Raw genomic sequence first — 16,432 nt, forward strand, 5'->3', positions numbered from 1 at the left:
AGCTTTGAAAATCGGAACTAAGCACATAAAACACACTTCTATCAGCAATTTTCGTACTTCTATCAGCGAATACGGGGGGCCAATCAGCGAATTTCATGCACCTATCCGCGAATCGACTTTTTATAGGCGGGATCAACATATTTCTAAAAAAACCCGGGCAAATATGCCCGGCCCTTTTTATTGGTTGGGACGATTCATACGGTCATCCGGCGTAACACCATTTTCATCCTCAATTGCATTCATTCGTGCACCTTGTGGTGATTTTTTCATTTGGGCAATTACACTGTTAACAGAACTTCGAGCATTTTTGTTAGTGGAAGCCATGTGTGACAAAGCTTCAACATCACGAATTGATTGGGGATTATCAGATACGTAAACATGGTAATATCTAGGGACTATTGACATAGCCGTTTTTTTAACTTGATCCGCAGTCAAATTACGGTCTTTGGTATCGGTTCGATACGCAATTAAAACCTCTTGGTCGGTGACAAGAGTGGCCACATCATGCACGTTTGGAATGCTTGTACTGTATCTACTAATAATACTGGCCAGTTGTTCACGATTAAGGGCCGTATATTGGTTATTAACATTTTGATCATTTAAAACGGGGCTTTTTTGGTGACGGACATATCCATAATCATTGCTAACATTTCGAACACTTCGACTTGCCCCTTCATTATAGAGCTCCGTTCTTTTATTATTGACGTTGACAGATTTTCCGCTTTCTTCATAAACATCGCGGTTGGCCATATCCTTTGAACAGGCGGAAAGAGCGGTAATAGCCGTTAATCCAATGATGAGGATTAATTTTTTCAAACTTTTCACCTCCTATTTTTAGGATTGCCTAGCTGAGTTATTTTTTTCTTAGTAATTGATGGTGAATCGGTTATAATGGATAATAGGATTTGTTGGTAAAAATTGAGGTGAAATCGCATGATTATAATCAACAATACAACGTACGAATTGGTGCAGGAGCACCGAAATGCTTTTAATGATGAAGCATTTAGAGCTAGATTCAGTGATATTTTAGCGCGCTATGATTACATTGTCGGCGATTGGGGTTATGGCCAGCTCCGATTAAAAGGCTTTTTTGACGATCAAAATCAAAAAGCGACCTTTGATACCAAAATCAGCACATTGAGTGAATATCTTTATGAATACTGCAATTTCGGGTGTGCTTATTTTGTTTTAAAAAAGGTGAAAAAATAATAAGAGGATGTCCCAAAAGGGTCCGATCTCTCGCTTAACACTTAATGTATAGCTGCTTATTATGTTAAAATTCAGCTATATATTGTAGCTTGAGGGATCTGACACTAAGTTTTGGGACATCCTCTTTTCATTCATATGGAGGCTGTTTATCACTATCCGGGTCATCGTGTGGGGGATGCGGTCCGCCCATTTGCCGTGGTATGTCTTGATGAAGTGTTTTAAACTCATAATTAAAGGCACTGTAATGGCGCTGTCCTTCCCGCCAGGGAGTACTTTTATTAAAAACCGGCACTTCTCTTCCAATTGGGGAACCAAAGGGACCTTCCGGAAGTTCTTCAGCCGTTAGAAAGTCCCTTTGTTTTTCGACATTTGCAAAGTCTGTATATTTTTTATCGTGATCATTCATTTGTTCCACCCCTTATACTTCTACTTGTCCAGCTCCAGCGCCTAGCCCCTCGAGGTCACAAGCCAATCCGTCAAGAAGGTTAAAAAGCAACCTTCCTGCCGGCTCGTCTTGTGCTTGTCTACAGAGGGCTAACGCCTTCTGTGCGCATTAAGGGAGACTAAGGCACTTATCAGTGCCAAGTCTCCCCTATATCGGGGCTGATCAAGGCGCTTCCGCTTTTCTATATAGTATGTATAAGGAGCGGCAAATTCATGAGCCAAAAGTTAAACTAATTCGGATAAGAAAGACCTTAGTTCCTCCGCATCATGTTCATTTAACTGAAACGCATGCTCTAAATATCCTTCTTCCTCAAGGTCATCATGTCCAATGATGGCAAAGCGGTTCCCTTGCATATCGAGGACAAGGTGTTTGCCATAGTGACGATTAGTTTGAACAATCGCAAAATCAAATCGATGATTTTCACCTAAAAAGCTGACAAATCTCGTTTTTGTATTTTCAGTATCATCGTATAAGAAATAACGTTCTGTCATAGATGGTCTCCTTTTAAAAAATTTTCAATATCCTCTCTATCGTATCAAATTTATGTACATAATGGGAGCAAGCGAGCTTAATAAAAGCTAATTCGCAAAAAAAATGATTCAATAGAAGAGAAAAAGAATTTCATTTATAATATAAAAGTACTGCGTTTTATTATTTTTAAATTGCTGGCGCTAATGTAGGTACAGTTTATTCAACTTCGGCGAAAATATGCTGAACATCCTCTCAATGGATTGTTAAATAATTACCCCGCACTAAAAAATGGTATGGCAACTAAGAGAATAAAAAACTAGGAAGTGGAATTCATGTATTTTGTTGATCGAGAAAAAATGGAAGCAACCTTAGTATATTTAGAAAACCAAATCAGTCTTTTTTCTACACAAAGTGAGTGGTCGTCACCGATTGAAAAAGCAGCACTAGAACGCTTAACACAGATGATGCTTGAGGCAGTGCTTGATGTTGGCAATGACATGATTGATGGATTTATTATGCGGGATCCGGGGAGTTATGAAGATATTATTGAAATCTTAACAGATGAAAAGGTTATTTCAATGGACACGAGCAAAAGTTTAAAGCATCTTATCCTCTTTCGTAAAGTGCTTGTCCATTCCTACACCGAAATCAACCATATGGAACTTTCTGAACAATTTGCAATGCATCTTGACGCATTAAGGATTTTTATCATAAACGTTCGCGATTACCTTACGAATGAATTAGGACCTGTTTCCGCCTTTAAAAATTAATTCTGGTCTTTTTCCATTAGTTAGGGATACTAATCTCGGAGGTTGATGATGATGAAAAAATATAGAGGTTATTTAATTGACTTAGATGGAACGATGTATAGGGGGACTGAGCGGATCGAGGCTGCATCTGCTTTTGTAAAAGGCTTAAAAGAAAAGGGAATCCCTTACTTATTCGTAACCAACAACTCTTCAAGAACTCCTTTACAAGTTGCTGAAAAGCTAATGGGATTTGATATTCCTGCAAGTGAAGAGCTTGTATTTACAAGCAGTATGGCCACATCCAGTTACATAGAAGAGCAAAAAAAGGATGCATCGATTTATTGTATCGGTGAAGAAGGATTAGTTGCAGCACTTGAGGAAAAGGGCTTTCGATTTGCAGGAGAAGATGCTGACTATGTTGTGATGGGGATTGACCGGGCCATTAATTATGAAAAGTTAGCGATGGCTTGCCTAGCGGTCCGCAATGGAGCTGTATTTATTTCTACCAATGCCGACAGAGCGATTCCAACTGAGAGAGGAATGCTACCAGGCAATGGTTCTTTTACCGCTCTTATTGCAGAATCCACTCAAACAAAGCCCGTCATTATCGGGAAACCCCAATCCATAATAATGGAACAAGCATTAAAGGTTTTGGGTACCTCAAAAGAAGAAACCATAATGGTTGGCGATTATTACGAAACCGACATATTAGCGGGAATGAATGCAGGCTTAGACACATTATTAGTCCACACTGGCGTAACCACGAAGGAAATGCTTTCACGTTATGACCGCCAGCCCACCCATTCCGTTGACTCACTCGACCAATGGGAATTTTAAAAAAAATATGGTGTCAGGCACCACGGTGCCTGACACCATATTCTCACTTTCCATTTTCCCTTGCAGCCCGATGTGCGAGCCTGCTTGATGCGGCAGCTGCAATCGCACCTACTATATCATCTAAAAAGGTATGGCATTCTCCTGTTGATTTGTCATTCAAATGGGACAGGATGCCGGGTTTTTGTTTATCAATATAGCCATAGTTGGTAAAGCCAATCGATCCATAAACATTGACAATTGAAAGGGCGAGAATTTCATCAACCCCATATAGACTTTCGTCTCTATGAATAATGGATTGCAGTGGTTCCTCCAACAATCCTTTTTCAGCTAAAACATCCAATTGAATCCCCGTAATGACTGCGTTTTGAACCTCCCGCTTGGAAAGAACCCGCTCGACATTGGCTAAACAGTCTTCCATCTTTAAGTTTTCGTGATATTTATTTTGTAAATAATAAACCAATTCGGCAATATCCTTGATTTCTACGCCTCTTTCTTTAATCCATCTGCGTGCTATTTCTTCGGTAATATCCATTTTTTTGTCGTCTGCCATTGCTTTTATCACCTTTTCGTAGGGTTATCACTATATAACATATGCTGAATACGGTCAAACATTACCTTGAACATATTTATCCAATTCCTTTAAATCTCCATTTCATTGTAGGAAGGCAACAAGTTTTTAAAAAGTAAAACATATATATGACTTTAGGAGAGGTATGGAGAAGAGGTGGAAGCATGCTGCAAAAAATGCTGGAAAACCAATACGGAATAAAGGTTGAGGAATATATAAAATTAGATGCGTATGACGCCTTGAGAGCAAATGGCTGGGTCTATTTAATTTCGAAGCCTATAGGGAGAGAGGAAGAGGATCTTTCCGAGCTGGAAATAATTGCACAACATTTACGAAATTTCGGGGACTATCATGTTCCTGCTTTCCTTCCGACGAAGGATGGCACCTTTATAACAACTTGGGAAAAAGACCAATATTGTGTATTAGCTAATCGGCAGACCGAAAACCAGAAAAATCCTCGGTTAGGGAGGAAGCTTGCCAAATTTCATGAACGAGGGAGGAGTATCCAATTTTCTGTTGAAAGGTCAAGCCGTATTGGTCAGTGGAAAGAATTGTGGGAAAAGCGACTCGAACAAATGGAGAAAGTTTGGAATGGTCTACTTTTTCAAACACCTGAAGATGAATTTGAAAGAATGTTCATTGAATCCTTCCCTTACTATATGGGACTAACAGAGAATGCTATCCAATATTTAGTGGATACAGAGATTGATGATCAACCGATTGAAACGGATAGTGGAACCGTATGCCATGAACGATTTACGAAAAATTCATGGGGGCTAAATTATCTGATCAAAAACCCTTTTGATTGGGTATTTGATCATCGCAGCCGAGACTTGGCTGAGTGGACAAGAGAGCGGTACTTTCGCAACATCCAAACATATGATCAAGAATTGAAGCTTTTTTTTTCTGAGTACCAAAGTATTTCACCTTTGTCGGCTTTTTCGTGGAGACTGCTGTATGCGCGTCTGCTCTTTCCATTACATTATTATGAGTGTATCGAAAATTATTATATTTCACGTTCAGAGCAGCAAAAAAAGGTGCTAGAGGAACAATTAAGTAAAATATTAAGGCAATCAACCGAATACGAGCGCTTTTTAAGTCACTTTTATCATATATCCGGTGCCCCAACTCAAAGGCTGCATTTGCCATTACTCGAGTGGCTGGTGAAGTAAGAATTAATAAAAAAACGATTGCCCGCCTATGGGCAATCGCTATTTATAGAATTAGAATACTTGCTCGACTTCGACAACGCCGGGAACTTCTTCTAAAAGAGCTCTTTCAATACCGGCTTTAAGAGTAATCGTTGAGCTTGGGCAAGAACCACATGCTCCAAGTAAACGTAGTTTCACAATACCATCTTCAACATCAACTAATTCACAATCTCCGCCATCGCGAAGAAGAAACGGACGTAATTTATCTAATACTTCTTGAACTTGTTCTAACATATCTTTATCTGGCAAATGAATCGACTCCTTTCCTCTCTTCATTATACTGTCATCGAATCTAAAAATCCATTCAAATGAGAAAGGAATTCACTAAATGAGAAACAAATTCTTTCATTTTTACTATCCTAATGTTGTAAAATAAAAGAAAAACAAGGAATGAGTATGATGAATTTAATAAACGTTGAAATCGTCTTATATGGTGCGGAATCTTTATGTCCGAGCTGTGTTCATTTGCCTTCATCAAAGGAAACTTATGAATGGCTACAAGCAGCGATTGCAAGGAAATTTCCTAATCAATCTTTTCAAATGACTTATGTTGATATTCATCAGCCCCCAGAAGTACAGGAGAAACAAAGTTTTGCAAAGAGAGTGATGGATGAAGACCTATTTTATCCAGTTGTTGTGATTAAAGATAAAATAGTGGGAGAAGGAAACCCGCGTTTAAAGACCATTTTTTCAGAAATGGAGAAATACGGGTACAAAGCCGAATAAAAATAAAAAACTCGCCGTAGCGAGTTTTTTCATTTATCCATTATGATATTTGTACATCCAAAGGATTCCAGATTTCAGTAAGCGGGCTACACGGCCTGTAATGGCGCGGTCTGCCATCATACCAAAGCCTTGCTTTTTCCCAAGGGAACCAAGAATTCCTTTTAATTTGATCTGCGGGAAGGAAGCAGGTGGAGCTTCGCCTTTCCAACGGCGTTTTAATACTTCCGCAATTTGTACGGCTTGCCCTTCGGCTAACTGAGCACTTGGTGCATGTGGTAAGCTGGCACAGTCACCTAAAACAAAAATATGCTCATCGTTTGGTAAATGGTGATGGGGAGTAATGACTACTCTTCCAGAGCTGTCTTTTTCTCCCTCTAATCCTTGGGCAATTTTATTGGCTTGAATTCCGGCTGTCCAAACAATGGCATCACAATGAATAGCCTCATCATGATTGAATAATGTATTTTCTTCCACTTTTGTGATATTGGAATTATTAATGATTTCGACATTATGCTTTTGGAACCAATTTTCTACATATTTACTTAAGCGGTTGGGAAAGGCAGATAAAATATGGTTTCCTCGGTCAAATAATTTGATCTGTAGATCTTCACGGCTCTCACTTAGTTCACTGGCTAATTCTACACCGCTAAGCCCAGCGCCGACGATTCCCACGACAGAACCTGGAGCAAGATTGTTTAAAACGGAATAAGTTTCCCGGGACTTTTCAATGCTTTGAATACTGTATGTGAATTGGTCAGCACCTGGTACACCGTGATATTTATCTTCACAGCCAAGAGCAATGATTAGATCATCATAGGAAATGGCCTCTTCATCTTTTAAAAGAACCTTCTTATCTTTCGTTTCTACTCCTGTTACTTCACCGAATTTTATTGTAAGTTGCTGATGCTCTGGAAAAGCAACCCGAACCTCTTTGTCAGAAATTGTTCCAGCTGCTAGGGCATAATATTCTGTTTTTAAACAATGATACGGGACACGGTCGACAAGTGTAATCATCCAATCTTCTGGAAGATGGCTTGGAAGAAGCTCGTTCAAAATTTTCATTCCACCATATCCACCGCCGAGAATGACAAGGTTTTTCATGTTTAATTCCCCTTTGTAAAATTACTATGGTAGCTAAAAGGAGAGTATAAATTTCCCCAAATTTCTACTTTCCTATAACATTAATTCAATTATGTCTTATGAACCATCCTAACGGACTCGCCAATCGCCGAGGTTTCAATTGTCTTTAATATGCATGTTTATTATCTTAAAATACATAATAAATGGTTCGATTTTTTCATATCAGTATAATTTTTAGTACCTTAATGAGTATATCTGAATTGTGACAAAATAACAACACATACTAACTCATTCTTGACAAAATACCTTTACCATGGTAATTGACGGAATTTGTCAAAAAGGTTACGATTAGGTGGACGTTTAAAGAGGTGAAAGCATTGATTAAACCCATCATTGAATTTTGTATTAGCAACCTGGCAAATGGTTCTCAAAAAGCACTTGAAAAGTTAGAAAGAGATCCGAACCTAGACATTATCGAATATGGATGTCTTGGCTATTGCGGAAAATGTGCAACCATGCTCTATGCCCTTGTGAATGGTGAAGTGGTCACAGGAAAAACGCCAGACGAATTGGTAGAAAATATCTATCAATATTTAGAAGAAAATCCAATGTTTTAAATAAGGGGAGCTTTAAACCGCTCTCCATATTTATTATTTATCATACAATAGTTACTATAATCAAAAATGTTGAGTACATTTTCTACAGAATATATACTTTAATATAAAAGTGTAAATAAAGGAGGATATGTGATGAGCAAGGATGTAATTTTATTGTCAGAAGCAGCGGCATTGCAGGTAAAAGATATGATGAAACACAATGAAGAAGAAGGCGCACTGCTCAGAGTCGGTGTAAAAGGCGGCGGCTGCAGCGGCTTGTCCTATGGAATGGGATTTGATCATGAGGCAACAGCGGATGACATTCAATTTGAACAGCATGGAATCCAAATTATCGTCGACAAAGAAAGTGCAGCTATTTTACAAGGTACAAAAATTGACTATAAGCAATCCATGATGGGTGGCGGTTTTACGATCGATAACCCGAACGCGATCGCATCCTGCGGCTGTGGTTCTTCGTTTAGGACTGCAAAGGAAGCTGGAACACCTGAGGAATGCTAATAAGAAAAGCGGAAGCGCCTTGATTAGCCCCGACAGGCATAAGACGAACCACGAGGAGGCAGCTCCTCAGCCACCACAGCGAGACAGCTGCCTGAAAAAACTTCCTCGTAGTCTTGCGGAACGGCGAGAGCCGTGTAGCAGGGGCTTCCATGAATCCGCAACTTTGCCGGCTTATGACCCGAGGGGCTTGGCGCTGGAGCTAGACAATTCTCAAAGTCAAAATTTATACTTTCTGGTCAATGAAAAAGGGCGCCTCAAAGGCGCCTTCATTATTTTACTTATTAAACATAGAAGAACTGTGCAATGGCTGGATTTTTGCTTTTGGATCGATGTATGCCTTGGCGTTGTTGACAGCTGTTGGTGCTTCTCCAAAGCCGGAAGCAATTAATTTAACCTTTCCATCGTAGGTGCAAATATCACCTGCCGCATAAATTCCCGGTATGTTTGTCTCCATTTTAGAATTGACGACAATGGAGCTTTTATCAATGTCAAGTCGCCATTCTTTAATAGGTCCAAGAGAGGAAACAAATCCGTAATTACAAATGACAGCATCAACATCAATTGTTTCTTGGCCTTCTCCATTTGCGCCTTCAAGCACTACTTGCTTAATCCCGCTTTCATCACCAATTAATTCAGCAGGAACGTATGGAGTCTTCACATCGACTTTGGAATTATACAAGTTTTCGACACTATGCTCGTGAGCGCGGAATTTATCTCTGCGGTGAACAATTGTTACTTTATCTGCAATTGGTTCTAACATTAAAGCCCAGTCAACCGCAGAATCCCCGCCGCCAAATACTACTACTTTTTGACCCGCAAACTGATTTAAATCCTCTATAAAGTAATAAAGGTTTTTCCGCTCATATTGAGCAGCGCTTTCTAATTCTAATCGACGGGGTTGGAAAGCACCGTTTCCAGCAGTAATAATAACAGTTTTAGAAAAATGAACTTCATTATTAGTTTTTAGTTTAAAAGTACCATCCTCTAGTTTTTCCAACCTTTCAACCGATTGCTCTAAAGCGACAGTAGGTTCAAACTTGGCCATCTGTGCTTTTAAATTATTGATCAATTCTTGTGCACGGATTTTTGGAAAACCAGCAACATCATAAATATATTTTTCAGGATAAAGAGCGGATAATTGGCCGCCTAACTGTGGTAAGCTTTCAATGATTTTCACTGACGCTTGTCTCATTCCACCGTAAAAAGCTGTAAATAAGCCGACTGGGCCGCCTCCGATAATAGTAATATCGTAAACTTTTTGATTTTCTTGCACCATGTTCGCCTCCAACTAAGTAATTACAGACTCCACTCCTAAATCATATCACAAATCTTTTCAGTTTAAAGAGAATTTTCAGTCAATAACTTTAGTGGAAATATTTAACATAAATTTATTAGTATATTTATGTTAAAAAAATGATATATACCGCTTGAAAAAACACGAAAAGTAGCATAAGATGGATTGTGAACATATTGTTACTTTTTTGTGACGGAAAACGCACACTTTTGTGACATCTTGAACATACTGCTTTCCAATGGCGTGGAAGGATCCTCTGCACATTTTTTTCCTATTATTACGTAAATTGTCCTATTTTTATGCCATTATACGTGAATTATATCACATACATTTTCCTTCTACGTAAAAATAAAAATGATGAAAGCAGTGGAAGATAAGCAAAAGTGGATATTTAAAAAATATAAAAGGTGGAAGTGATACTTTGAGAAAGCCAAAAGTTGTGATTGTTGGAGCTGGTTACGGCGGACTTATGACTATTGTTCGCTTGCAAAAATTACTTGGTGTAAATGAAGCGGATATCGTATTAGTGAATAAAAATGACTATCACTATGAAACAACATGGTTACATGAAGCTTCTGCAGGCACTTTGCATCATGATAAAGTTCGTTACGATATTCGAAATGTTATTGATCGTAGTAAAGTAGATTTCATTCAAGATACTGTAGTCGAAATTAACAAAGAAGAAAAGAAGGTTATTTTAGAACAAGGTGAAGTATCATACGACTATCTTGTGATTGCCCTTGGCGGCGAGCCTGAAACCTTCGGAATTAAAGGTCTTAAAGAATATGCATTTGGCATTACCAATGTCAATTCTTCACGTCAATTACGTGAGCACATTGAATATCAATTTGCCACTTATAATATGGAAGAAGAGAAAAATGAAAACCGCTTGTCCATCGTAGTTGGTGGTGCAGGATTTACAGGGATTGAATTTTTAGGTGAATTAACAAACAGAATTCCTAAACTATGCCAGGAATATGATGTGGATTTTCAAAAGGTAAAAATCACTTGTGTTGAGGCTGCGCCAACCGTGCTTCCTGGCTTTGATCCAGAATTAGTGAAATATGCTGTTTCTCAATTAGAAAGCAAAGGTGTAGAATTTTTAATTGGAACTGCCATTAAAGAATGCACACCTGATGGTATTTTAGTTGCAAAAGGTGAGGAAGAGCCTCGCGAAATTAAGGCTGGCACCGTTGTTTGGGCCGCTGGTGTCCGCGGAAACGCTGTTATTGAAAAATCCGGTTTTGAAGCGATGAGAGGTCGTGTAAAAGTACAACCTGATCTTCGCGTTCCTGGTTTTGATGATGTTTTCATCATCGGTGACAGCTCTCTCGTCATTAATGAAGAGATAAATCGTCCATTCCCTCCAACTGCACAAATTGCAATGCAGCAAGGTGAAGTTTGTTCCCGCAATATCGCTTTCTTAATTCGCGATAAACACGAGCTTGAATCCTTTAGTTTTGAAAATAAAGGAACAGTTTGCTCACTTGGTGATGATGATGGCATCGGTGTCGTATTTGGTAAAAAGATTACAGGCTCAAAAGCAGCCTTCATGAAAAAAGTAGTTGATAATCGTGCCCTTTATATGATTGGCGGGGCTGGATTAGTATTGAAAAAAGGAAAATTAAAAGTTTTTTAATAGAAAAGCAGAAGCGCCTTGGTCAGGGGCGACAGGCATAAGACGAGCCGGCATGGAGGTTGCTTTTTAACCTCCAGGACGGATTGGCTTATGACCCCGAGCCCCTAGGCGCTGGAGCTGGAAAATAGAAAAGCGGAAGCGCCTTTGTTAGGGAGCTAACCAATTGCCTATGCTAAGGGGACAGAGAATTCTGTCTCCTTTTTTGGTACAATTAAGTAATGAATCGAGGAGGGGATTTCTGTGGGGAATATAGAAAAACGCGGAAAAGTATGGCTAGCCGTTTCGGGTCTTGTCCAATCAGTTGATGGAAGATGGCTGGTTGTCAAGAAGAAATACGGTGGCCTTAAAGGGCAGTGGTCCTTGCCGGCAGGCTTTGTTGAAAAGGGTGAAACGGCAGATGAAGCGGTGATCCGCGAGGTTAAAGAAGAGACAGGTATTACCTGCGCCGTTAAGGGCTTAATCGGACTTAGAACTGGTGTTATCGAAAAAGAAATTAGTGATAATATGATTATGTTTGTTCTTGTTCCAACAAACGGTGAAAAGGTTAGCCATCAAGAAGAAGAGCTTTATGAAGCTAAGTTTATCGCACCAGAAAAATTGCTCCTAGAAAAAGATACTTCGACCTTGCTTCGCTATTTAATTCATCAACATGAAGCTTCTGTGAAACAGGGAATTGAGGGGTTAAATCCTGGAGAACAATTCGGTTATACCTCTTATAAATTATTTTTGTAATTTTTAGAAAATTAAAGCAACCAGTCGAAAATGAAAGAAAATACAACATGTATCCGTTTTCTTTCGCCTATTTGCATGAATTTCCCTCTTTCTTTTTTAGAAAATCCTTGATATATTATCAGAAAATTAAGTAAATTATTAAGGGGGATAATAGTGATGAAAATTAAAAGCATAGAAGCCAAAACATGTGAGTATTGCTCGGGTACTGGATATTTTCAGTTGCTGCTTGGGGGATCGGAAACATGTGCCTGCTGTGAAGGATCAGGTAAGAAAAAAGAACTAGAGGATTAAAATTGTAATAAACAGCTCGAGCAGGCTTCTCCGAATTACCTTCGGGGGGCTATTTTTTTTGGTCAGATTTATAGCAGGAGCGCTGTGCATATTGTATTGACTCCCTTTTGGACGTTAGGTACACTTAAAGTTGACAGGTAAAGGGGGATTCTATAGCAAATGAGCATTGTTGTTTTAATCATTTCGATGGTCTTATTTTTTGTTTTATTTTTCGGGATAGGGTTTATTTTAAATATGATTTTAAGAATGTCATGGGTTATGGCGATAATTTACCCGCTTGTTGCCATTTTAATAATAGATAAAGTAAGCTTTAGTGAATATTTTACCAATACAAAAGCTGCCTTTTGGGATCTCGGACATCGAATTAGCTCCTTAGCACTTGCTGATAACCTTATTTTGTTTAGCGGTTTTACAGGTGCCATCATTGCAGGTATTACTATTAAGATGTTGAGAAAAAACGGATATCAAATGTTTTAAGATCTTTTATCTTTGGATAAAAGGTCTTTTTTTATGAAAAAAACTATAAGTCAATTTTTTTCCTCCATTTTTGAATAATTCATTTCAGCTTGGGAATGAATATTTTGGGAGGAGTGAAAATTTTAATGAATAATCTTAAAAGCGGAACAAAGCGATTTGCCATGACAGTTCTATTTTGCATGGCATTAATTGTGACCTTCCAATCCATTTCAGGTGTGAATGTAAAAACCCTTTTTCCATTCGCCAAATTCAAAATGGAAAAAGAGCTAAAGGATAGTGAAATATTTACTCATCAATTTAAGTCACTTGGAATTGTGTTTAAAAATCTGAAACAATTGATTCATCATGAGGCGAATCAGTCAGTAACTAAGGCCTCTGCGGCAACTGAAACCACTTTAGAAAATGCATTTGATTGGTCGAAATATCCTTCAAAAACCGTATTGGCAACAGGGTATACGGCAGGATTTGAATCAACTGGAAAATACCAGGGTCACCCTCAATATGGAATAACTTATTCAGGGGTTAAGGTAAAACGTGATTTATACTCGACTGTTGCTGCTGATTTGACTATTTTCCCAATTGGAACAATCCTATTTATCCCGGGCTATGGTTACGGGGTTGTTGCTGATAAGGGAGGAGCGATTAAGGGTGATGAACTGGATCTTTACTATGAGACGGTAGATGATGTTTATAAGCATTGGGGTAAGAAGCAAGTGGATGTATATGTGGTTCAAATAGGTAATGGAAAATTAACCGAGGAACAATTACAATCGTTAAACGAAGATAAATCGATGCAGGTTTTTCGCCAACAATATATTAAGACAGAAAGAAAGTAACAGGCCATGCGCCTGTTTTTTATTTTTAGGCTTTGTTAAACGTGACTGTTGATTTGCGCTCCAGGCGCTTCGCTTTCCGCGGGCGTTCCTGGGAGCCTCCTCGGCGCTTAAGCGCCTGTGGGGTCTCCCCTGCCCCGTACTCCCGCAGGAGTCTCGCGCCTTCCGCCCCAATCAACATAGTTTCAAAAATCAACAATGACCTTTAACACAGCCTATTTTTAAGATAAGCCTCCTGTCATTATATGCATTCTTTATTAGTCACTCGAAATAATTTTCGCTATAATGGAAAGGTAATTATCCGGAGGTGAAATGATATGTTTTTAGTAAAAAGTGATTTTGATCTGTCCAACTCACATGAGGGATTGGTAGTCGGTATTTTTGATAGACCGGAAAAGTTTTCTGGTTCACTAGAGAAACTGGATGCTCAGTTTGAAGGGAAACTAACCGAGCTTGTAAAATCGGGTGATCTCTCTGCAAAAGTGAAAAGCATCAACAAAGTACATAGTTTTGGTAAAATTGGGTCAAAAAGAATTTGGTTTGTTGGTCTTGGCAAGGAAAAGGAATTAACCTTTGAAAAGCTTAGAGCATCCTTTGGTAAGCTTTTTAAAGAAATAAAAGGAGCGAAGCTTGAAGAAATCGCTATTTACTTGGATTCCTTTACAACGGAAAAAATTGAGGAATTGGATGCCGCTCATGCTCTTGGTGAGGCATTTCCATTAGCGACATATCAATTCGCTGGGTACAGGCAAAAATCAAATGAGCCGGAAAAAATGGTAAAGAGTCTAACGGTGTACAGCAAAGCCCAAGATAAAGAAGAAATACATGCAGCGTTAACGGTTGGATATGCTTTTGGTAAGGGAACGAACTCTGCCCGTACACTTGTTAACACGCCGGGAAATTTATTGAAGGCAACTGATATGGCAAACTACGCTATAGAGCTTGCTGGAAAATATGATTTCGAAGTGGAAATTTTAGATAAAGAAGAGATTGAAAAGCTTGGCATGGGTGCTTTTCTTGCAGTCAATCAAGGTTCTAAAGAGCCCCCAAAAATGATTGTGCTAAAATACCAAGGAAAAGATGAATGGAAGAATGTAATCGGCCTTGTGGGCAAAGGGATTACCTTCGATACCGGCGGCTATTCTATCAAAACAAAGCAAGGTATTGTTGGAATGAAAACGGATATGGGCGGTGCTGCTTCTGTTCTTGGTGTAATGGAAATTATCGGTGAGCTTAGACCAGAGCAAAATGTTGTAGCCGTGATTCCTTCAACCGACAATATGATTAGCGGTGGAGCTTTTAAACCGGATGATGTCATTACCTCAATGAGCGGAAAAACGATAGAAGTGTTAAATACAGATGCTGAAGGACGCCTTGTCCTATCAGATGCCATCACATATGCGAAACACCATGGGGCTGAATATTTAATCGATGTGGCAACCTTAACCGGTGGGGTTATTACTGCCCTTGGATTACATACAACCGGTGCGATGACGAACTATGAGCCGTTATTTGAGCAAATAGTAGAAGCTTCAATGGAAGCTGGTGAGCAGGTATGGCAATTGCCATTGTTTGAAAGTGAAAAGGAAAGAGTAAGAAACAGCAAGGTAGCAGATTTAAATAATTCACCAGGCAGTGAGGGGCATGCGATTGTTGCCGGTGCGTTTATCGGAGAATTTGCTGAAAACACTCCATGGGTACATCTTGATATTGCGGGAACTGCAACCACATCAAAGGAACACGATCTAGGACCTGCAGGTGCTACAGGAGTCATGACGCGGACGCTTGCCATATTCGTTGAACGATTCGAGCCAATTGAAAAATAGTGCGGAATGAACGTGAAAACCTCTGGGACTCCTCCAGAGGTTTTTTATGACTCCCACGACTTTCTGCCCAAGCCAAACCCCTGACAATTGCATATGAAATAGTGTAGGCAAGGATTGATGAAAAGGAGGTAGGCTGTTTGTATCCATATTATAGAAGCCCGTATCCTGTACCGGATCAAAGATTTATTGGCTTTGGATGGCCTTTTTTGGCAGTTGGTGGTCTTGCGTTTTTAGGCGGATTATTAGGAGGAGGCATAGGAGGAGCTATTGGGAGCCGTCCTTTTTATGGGGGATTTTACCCAGGCTTCGGTTACCCAGGCTTCGGCTATCCAGGCATAGGTTATCCAGGCATAGGCTATCCAGGTGTTGGCTATCCTGGTGTCCCTTTCTATTAATAAAGAGATGAAAAACAGCTCTTTGGGCTGTTTTTTCACTTGTCACAAAGGAAAAAATGAACGGGAAGAGAATACATAATTTATTGGGGAAAAATTTTTTATTTTGGAGGAATGGAAATGATTAAAGACACTTTGATAGAAACACTCGGGATTGAAATTACTCATCTGGAGTCAGGAAAAGTAGTCGCGACCATGCCGGTGGATAAGCGGACTCGACAGCCATTTGGTTTACTTCATGGAGGAGCGTCTGTTGCATTAGCGGAGACTGTTGCCAGCATAGGTGCTTATGAATTGGTCGATAAGGATTCAGAAGGAGTTGCTGGATTGGAAATAAACGCTAACCATGTCCGCCCTAAAACTGAAGGGGTGGTTACGGCGGTTGGAACGATTTTACATCAAGGGAAAACTACTATGGTTTGGGATATTAAAATAACGGATGAACAAGATCGGCTGATTTGTGTCTCTAGATGTACCATGGCGGTATTAAAAATAAAAAAATAGATGATTTTGCAGAAGAAAGAAAATTGTGAAAAA

Annotated in this window: 22 protein-coding genes; 15 read left to right on the forward strand and 7 right to left on the reverse strand. The window is 39.3% G+C overall.

Annotated elements, in window-relative coordinates:
* Positions 1–177: 177 nt before the first annotated feature.
* Positions 178–825 carry a YhcN/YlaJ family sporulation lipoprotein gene (locus BN1082_RS07390; protein ID WP_425412118.1) on the reverse strand — a complete coding sequence of 216 codons (648 nt, stop codon included), beginning with the start codon at positions 823–825 and terminating at the stop codon, positions 178–180.
* A 108-nt stretch (positions 826–933) separates the two neighbouring features.
* Here BN1082_RS07390 and BN1082_RS07395 point away from each other — a divergent pair, with 108 nt between their 5' ends.
* A complete protein-coding gene (locus tag BN1082_RS07395; protein WP_090632819.1) occupies positions 934–1,209 on the forward strand; it encodes a YutD family protein in 276 nt (91 codons plus the stop codon).
* A gap of 127 nt (positions 1,210–1,336) precedes the next feature.
* Here BN1082_RS07395 and BN1082_RS07400 read toward each other — a convergent pair whose 3' ends face one another.
* Together BN1082_RS07400 and BN1082_RS07405 are read right to left on the reverse strand one after the other, a co-directional pair.
* On the reverse strand, positions 1,337–1,615 hold the full coding sequence (locus tag BN1082_RS07400) for a cytosolic protein (RefSeq protein ID WP_090632820.1): 279 nt from the start codon (positions 1,613–1,615) through the stop codon (positions 1,337–1,339).
* Between the two features lie 263 nt (positions 1,616–1,878).
* Complete coding sequence (locus BN1082_RS07405) at positions 1,879–2,145, reverse strand: DUF3055 domain-containing protein (protein WP_090632822.1); 267 nt, start codon at positions 2,143–2,145, stop codon at positions 1,879–1,881.
* A gap of 312 nt (positions 2,146–2,457) precedes the next feature.
* Here BN1082_RS07405 and hepT point away from each other — a divergent pair, with 312 nt between their 5' ends.
* Together hepT and BN1082_RS07415 are read left to right on the forward strand one after the other, a co-directional pair.
* The gene (gene hepT, locus BN1082_RS07410) at positions 2,458–2,895 is read left to right on the forward strand and encodes a type VII toxin-antitoxin system HepT family RNase toxin (protein ID WP_090632823.1); all 438 of its coding nucleotides are present in this window, start codon (positions 2,458–2,460) and stop codon (positions 2,893–2,895) included.
* A 51-nt stretch (positions 2,896–2,946) separates the two neighbouring features.
* Positions 2,947–3,711, forward strand: coding sequence for a TIGR01457 family HAD-type hydrolase (locus tag BN1082_RS07415; RefSeq protein ID WP_090633231.1), 765 nt, complete (start codon positions 2,947–2,949; stop codon positions 3,709–3,711).
* Between the two features lie 43 nt (positions 3,712–3,754).
* Here BN1082_RS07415 and BN1082_RS07420 read toward each other — a convergent pair whose 3' ends face one another.
* The gene (locus tag BN1082_RS07420) at positions 3,755–4,261 is read right to left on the reverse strand and encodes a phosphatidylglycerophosphatase A family protein (protein ID WP_176699682.1); all 507 of its coding nucleotides are present in this window, start codon (positions 4,259–4,261) and stop codon (positions 3,755–3,757) included.
* 146 nt (positions 4,262–4,407) lie between these two features.
* Between BN1082_RS07420 and yutH the strand changes: the two genes are divergently transcribed.
* Complete coding sequence (gene yutH / locus BN1082_RS07425) at positions 4,408–5,451, forward strand: spore coat putative kinase YutH (protein WP_342666634.1); 1,044 nt, start codon at positions 4,408–4,410, stop codon at positions 5,449–5,451.
* Between the two features lie 51 nt (positions 5,452–5,502).
* Here the strand turns inward: yutH and BN1082_RS07430 are convergent, their stop codons facing one another.
* Positions 5,503–5,724 (reverse strand): NifU family protein, encoded by a 222-nt coding sequence (locus BN1082_RS07430; RefSeq protein WP_425412134.1) that lies wholly within the window; start codon positions 5,722–5,724, stop codon positions 5,503–5,505.
* Between the two features lie 165 nt (positions 5,725–5,889).
* On the opposite strand from BN1082_RS07430, the gene BN1082_RS07435 reads away from it, so the two are divergent.
* Positions 5,890–6,216: a YuzD family protein gene (locus BN1082_RS07435; protein WP_090632829.1), complete on the forward strand. Its 327-nt coding sequence runs from the start codon at positions 5,890–5,892 to the stop codon at positions 6,214–6,216.
* A 33-nt stretch (positions 6,217–6,249) separates the two neighbouring features.
* Here the strand turns inward: BN1082_RS07435 and BN1082_RS07440 are convergent, their stop codons facing one another.
* On the reverse strand, positions 6,250–7,317 hold the full coding sequence (locus BN1082_RS07440; RefSeq protein ID WP_090632831.1) for an NAD(P)/FAD-dependent oxidoreductase: 1,068 nt from the start codon (positions 7,315–7,317) through the stop codon (positions 6,250–6,252).
* Between the two features lie 356 nt (positions 7,318–7,673).
* Here BN1082_RS07440 and BN1082_RS07445 point away from each other — a divergent pair, with 356 nt between their 5' ends.
* A complete protein-coding gene (locus tag BN1082_RS07445) occupies positions 7,674–7,913 on the forward strand; it encodes a YuzB family protein (protein WP_090633235.1) in 240 nt (79 codons plus the stop codon).
* 132 nt (positions 7,914–8,045) lie between these two features.
* Positions 8,046–8,411: a HesB/IscA family protein gene (locus BN1082_RS07450; protein ID WP_090632832.1), complete on the forward strand. Its 366-nt coding sequence runs from the start codon at positions 8,046–8,048 to the stop codon at positions 8,409–8,411.
* 274 nt (positions 8,412–8,685) lie between these two features.
* Here the strand turns inward: BN1082_RS07450 and BN1082_RS07455 are convergent, their stop codons facing one another.
* Positions 8,686–9,684 carry an NAD(P)/FAD-dependent oxidoreductase gene (locus tag BN1082_RS07455; protein WP_090633236.1) on the reverse strand — a complete coding sequence of 333 codons (999 nt, stop codon included), beginning with the start codon at positions 9,682–9,684 and terminating at the stop codon, positions 8,686–8,688.
* Positions 9,685–10,126: 442 nt separating this feature from the next.
* On the opposite strand from BN1082_RS07455, the gene BN1082_RS07460 reads away from it, so the two are divergent.
* The 8 genes from BN1082_RS07460 to BN1082_RS07495 all read left to right on the forward strand — a co-directional run bounded on the left by BN1082_RS07460 (position 10,127) and on the right by BN1082_RS07495 (position 16,399).
* A complete protein-coding gene (locus BN1082_RS07460; protein ID WP_090632834.1) occupies positions 10,127–11,344 on the forward strand; it encodes an NAD(P)/FAD-dependent oxidoreductase in 1,218 nt (405 codons plus the stop codon).
* A 249-nt stretch (positions 11,345–11,593) separates the two neighbouring features.
* Positions 11,594–12,076 carry an NUDIX domain-containing protein gene (locus BN1082_RS07465; protein WP_090633238.1) on the forward strand — a complete coding sequence of 161 codons (483 nt, stop codon included), beginning with the start codon at positions 11,594–11,596 and terminating at the stop codon, positions 12,074–12,076.
* 156 nt (positions 12,077–12,232) lie between these two features.
* A complete protein-coding gene (locus tag BN1082_RS27365) occupies positions 12,233–12,367 on the forward strand; it encodes a YuiA family protein (protein ID WP_176699683.1) in 135 nt (44 codons plus the stop codon).
* A 159-nt stretch (positions 12,368–12,526) separates the two neighbouring features.
* Positions 12,527–12,844, forward strand: coding sequence for a YuiB family protein (locus BN1082_RS07470; RefSeq protein ID WP_090632836.1), 318 nt, complete (start codon positions 12,527–12,529; stop codon positions 12,842–12,844).
* A gap of 125 nt (positions 12,845–12,969) precedes the next feature.
* Complete coding sequence (locus tag BN1082_RS07475) at positions 12,970–13,680, forward strand: 3D domain-containing protein (protein WP_090632838.1); 711 nt, start codon at positions 12,970–12,972, stop codon at positions 13,678–13,680.
* 314 nt (positions 13,681–13,994) lie between these two features.
* Positions 13,995–15,503 carry a leucyl aminopeptidase gene (locus tag BN1082_RS07485; RefSeq protein ID WP_090632839.1) on the forward strand — a complete coding sequence of 503 codons (1,509 nt, stop codon included), beginning with the start codon at positions 13,995–13,997 and terminating at the stop codon, positions 15,501–15,503.
* Between the two features lie 137 nt (positions 15,504–15,640).
* Entirely contained in the window at positions 15,641–15,898 is a 258-nt protein-coding gene (locus tag BN1082_RS07490) for a hypothetical protein (RefSeq protein ID WP_090632842.1), read from the forward strand.
* Positions 15,899–16,015: 117 nt separating this feature from the next.
* Positions 16,016–16,399: a hotdog fold thioesterase gene (locus BN1082_RS07495; RefSeq protein WP_425412119.1), complete on the forward strand. Its 384-nt coding sequence runs from the start codon at positions 16,016–16,018 to the stop codon at positions 16,397–16,399.
* Positions 16,400–16,432 lie beyond the last annotated feature (33 nt).

Origin of the sequence: Neobacillus massiliamazoniensis, from assembly GCF_001048695.1 — a bacterium.
GTDB lineage: Bacteria > Bacillota > Bacilli > Bacillales > Cytobacillaceae > Neobacillus > Neobacillus massiliamazoniensis.